The following is a 4,166-nucleotide window of genomic DNA, read 5'->3' as shown; positions in this document are numbered from 1 at the left end:
GTAACATATTCTGCACATTAACTCATTGTAAATAGTGATGGTGGGCCTTTTATTTCGAATACTTACGAACTGGTTTTTATTTCAATTTTATTAAACGGCAATGGATATGCACAATGAAAGACCTGACCCCGGTTTTTTCTCTGCATGTAGTCTGCTGCCGGGTTAACGAAACCGCAGGCAGCCGGGCTCTGGTAGAAAGGGAGTTGTAATGGGTCAGGGGCAGGAGGCAGGGGTTCAGGCTTCATTGCCTTGGCTCTCTTTACTGTTTATGTATACAGTATGGTCGGCAGTTCGTGGCTTTCTTGTCAATAGGTGAAAGTTAAGCATTACTTCCAGACCGGTTAGAGAGAGCTTGAGAGCCTTACCGTTAATTGTTCAGCCGCCTGATCTTGGAAGGAGCAGTAGAGGAGGATATCTTTGGTAGCCTGCCTGACAATGTCCAGATCCCGAATGAGATGGGCTCATCGAAAACGGCCTGGACTTATAACTCATGGTTAATGATCTGGCAGTGGGTATTTTTGGTTCCTCCACATTTTAAGGGGGCATATATGGTCACGCCCACGATGCAAGGAAAAGCTGTCAACAATGACTAAAGAGTCATGCTTCCACTCTCGTAATAGAGACCGTAATAGAGACCAGCCTTGGGCGAGTCCGTGGCATTGGAATTCAGCGACGATGGACAAGAATACACCTGCCATCGTAGTCATTATTTGAGCACTATGTTTCTGACGACCGGAGCAGGCTTATAACGCGGTCTATATCTCCGGCACGAAAACCTGTGGGGTGGTCAATTTGAAGCGGACAGGATCGGCACGACTGCATGGGTGCAGGAGGTAGAGCGACGCAGGATGCCAAAGCCGAGAGGATAACCCGACACCCGATATCCTGGAAGACTTGCTCACTAAAATACAGGTCAATCCCGAGCGTGGTCGAAATGAGCTCGGCAAAGGCGGCAACCAAAGCATTACCGCCATTGAGATACCACTAACGGATACCAATACCGGACCCGGGTTAATCGAGCCGGGGATGTTGGTAGAGCTTATGGATACTCTTATAGGAGAGAGGTGATTGGCGAGGGCTCTGTCGGCGACCAATGTCACGGCTGAACGATATACAGTCCTGTACAGCATCCGGTTGGAAAGGCATTTTTAGGCATTTATACACGAATGGCTGAGTATCTTGTGTCATGGAATAAATGTAAGTACTCATAGTTATCAGGACAATACTCTGTAGAATGGAGGAACGTTAAAAGTGTGATTTATTTGTTATGTATAGATTTGATGTTTCGGGTGTAGTAACTCGCCATACTCTTCATAAGCAATAATAAACTTCTAGCTTTACCGCCTTATTGCAAGGCAAAATTTATTATTAAAATTCAGGATATGACTATGGCTACTACTACCGGTACTGTTAAGTGGTTCAATGACGAGAAAGGTTTTGGTTTCATCGCCCAGGATAATGGCGGACCAGACGTGTTTGCTCACTTCCGTCAAATCACAGGTGATGGCTTCAAATCTCTGGCAGAAGGCCAGCGGGTTGAATTTACCATCACTCAGGGCCAGAAAGGTCTTCAGGCTGAAGATATTCGACCACTGTAACGGTCGGGGCTGCAATGTTGTAGTCTCTAACCTCACGTTAGGTGAGGAGAAAAGGGTGGTGCTTTCGGGCATTGCCCTTTTTTGTGGCTTTCAGAAAAGCAAAATGAGGGAGGAATTATGGCCACCGCCAACAATGGCAATGGAGCCAGTCAGGAAGAACTTAGAGATGGCTCAGTGATTACCGCCAAGTGAAAATTGGAAAATTGGGGTCAGGTCTTTCTTTTTGAATAAATACAATATTCAAAATCTGACCATGGTTTAATACTTGTTTATGCGTCAAGAAGAAAGACCTGACCCCGTTTTTCCGTTCATGATTTTTTATAGACAAAAAGGATAGGCCGGACTAGAGTTTTTTTCATATTAGTCGGTTAATCAATTTGACATTGAATATACCTTGGGCGGGAGATTCCCGTAAATCTCATGTTTGTCATCTGATCGAATAGGGTTGGCGCTGTGATCTGAGTGATTGGTGTGTTTGTTCGATTGCAAATAATAATTGTGCATAAGATTTCGAAATATACTAAACAATATACTAAACAGAGGTGAGCAATATGGCCAACCCCCTTCGTCAGATGATATCAATGCGAGCTCGTAGTCAGTATCAGCAGAGCCCGTGTGATGGAAAAGAACCCCCTCCCGCTTTGTCGGGTGGCCGCCCCTGTTCTGAAATAAAAATCAACTCAAATCAGATGAGTCCCAGTCAACAGCCGTCTGATTGTTCAGACATTAAACGTCGTCGTGCGGCATCCTCTGACGCCCATTCAACTTTGTCTTTAAACACTGGCGGAAAATATTTGCCACCATGGGATCGTCAACTCGATGACACACAGCGACTTGAATGTTTTCGTAAGGATTGCCCAGGGGAACTGATGGCTCGTATAAGGACGCAATTTTTTCTGGAGGGTGACGACGTGATTGCCTCCATGCTTAAGCGTCATGGTGACAATGCTCAATCAACTGTTCAGGTGCTATTGACATTTTGTGCATCAAAAGAGGGAAATGATAAATTATGCAGCTACGCCAGATTAATAAAAATACTGGGTGGAAGTCCTAAAGAATCACTTTGTTCTAAAGGATCATGGTGCGATAAACTCATAGCATCGGGTAATCCAATGCTTGATAAGGATATCGATTTTGATGACGATCAGCTTACCCCGGCGTTACTGGCTTTTATGAACGACGCATTGCCTTGGCATATACGTTTACTGCAAGGAGGAAAAATAGAACAGGTGACAGGTGATGAGGATCCTGTGGATTTCTTGAAAGAAATGACAATGGGTTGTTGTACGGTGAGGGGACTTCTGGAAAAAATGAGAAGCGCAGGAAAAATACTTGATTCGAGTAGCTATCTACGATTTAAGGAAAAATTCGGCATCCAGGATAAAACGTGTACGGATTTATCAGGCTACTATGAAATCTGGCCTCCTCTTGATAATCTGGACAAGAAGCTGCTGCATTCTGACAGTAAAAGTAACGTAAAAATAAGGGACGCATTAAATGGTGGTAAATACTCGGATTTGAAAGCAACTGCCGACGGTGTTTTGGAAAGAATGGAATGCCATTGGGATGTCGCAAAACGATCTCAATTTAAGCTTGAATTAAACTGCATAGAGATGGTCTTTTGTTCAGGGGTTTCGAGCTTAGACAATGTTCAAGATTTTCATGAAGTTAAACAACAAATTCTGAAATCTGGCATGACGTTTAATGATTTTTATAAAATATGCAGTGATCATCAACCTTATTTTAATAATTTTTTAGAGCCGCTAAGGGGTATGTTTGGCATAAAGTCACCCGACAAGTTTGAATTGCTATCGATTTTTGAATTCAGGAGGAAGTTAGATAGCAATCAAGGAAACGAATTTAATAGGATAATAGAATCCATTAAGTTTAAAATAAATTCTGGAAACGCATATAATGTAGCTGCATTAAATCTATTAATAAATAAATTTGGCACAAAATTTAATTCTAAAAGAGATGGAGACTGTCAGAAGTTTTTCTGTATGATTGAAATCCAAGGTGTCACCATTGGCGCGCTGCTTAAGGAGTTGTTGGACAATCGTCATATGGAGGAACAGTCTGTACGCCATAAAAGTACTATAGAAAAGTTTAGAACTGATCTTGGGGCGCTGTATAATACGATGTTTCAGGGTAGACATTAAGCCCCAAGAAACCTCCCCCTAAGGATACAAAACCCACCTTGAACGAGACTGAGGCGCAATCCCGCGCCCTTTAGGGGCGGGTCTAGCCGAGACTACTTTCTTTTACTAACCGTAGCCTCAGCCAATAACTGCCAGGGAACAATATTGGCGTGATGCTCCAGGCGGCTCAGCACAATCTCATCCCCTTCCTTCAACTGGCTTCTACCCCAACTGTTAGCCACCAGATTGATGGCTTCTGTGGCTCCCCGTGTCCAGATCACTTCTTCTGTGTTAACACCAGTTCCTAATGGACTCCTTTCAACAGTTTGAGATGTCCAGTTTTTAACAATAACAGTTTGGCCAGCATTTGCCGGTTGTGTTCGGTTTTTTTGTTAAGAGTCTCCTGCTTTTGCTTTGTCTTTCAGTAGGC

3 protein-coding genes and 1 pseudogene are annotated in these 4,166 nt (G+C 43.5%); 3 read left to right on the top strand and 1 reads right to left on the bottom strand.

Features of this window, described 5'->3' with window-relative positions; all coding sequences use genetic code 11:
- The first annotated feature begins 894 nt into the window (after positions 1-894).
- The 3 genes from RM811_RS19265 to RM811_RS19255 all read left to right on the top strand — a co-directional run bounded on the left by RM811_RS19265 (position 895) and on the right by RM811_RS19255 (position 3,757).
- The gene (locus tag RM811_RS19265; RefSeq protein WP_402527459.1) at positions 895-1,068 is read left to right on the top strand and encodes a hypothetical protein; all 174 of its coding nucleotides are present in this window, start codon (positions 895-897) and stop codon (positions 1,066-1,068) included.
- A gap of 320 nt (positions 1,069-1,388) precedes the next feature.
- A complete protein-coding gene (locus RM811_RS19260; RefSeq protein ID WP_402527458.1) occupies positions 1,389-1,598 on the top strand; it encodes a cold-shock protein in 210 nt (69 codons plus the stop codon).
- A 551-nt stretch (positions 1,599-2,149) separates the two neighbouring features.
- Positions 2,150-3,757 (top strand): hypothetical protein, encoded by a 1,608-nt coding sequence (locus RM811_RS19255; protein ID WP_402527457.1) that lies wholly within the window; start codon positions 2,150-2,152, stop codon positions 3,755-3,757.
- A gap of 113 nt (positions 3,758-3,870) precedes the next feature.
- Here the strand turns inward: RM811_RS19255 and RM811_RS19250 are convergent.
- Positions 3,871-4,020: pseudogene (locus tag RM811_RS19250) on the bottom strand (aminotransferase class V-fold PLP-dependent enzyme); the annotation flags it as partial.
- Between the last annotated feature and the right edge of the window lie 146 nt (positions 4,021-4,166).

Source organism: Endozoicomonas sp. (genome assembly GCF_031844845.1).
Classification (GTDB): domain Bacteria; phylum Pseudomonadota; class Gammaproteobacteria; order Pseudomonadales; family Endozoicomonadaceae; genus Endozoicomonas.
This window is presented reverse-complemented; position numbering and strand designations above follow the sequence as displayed.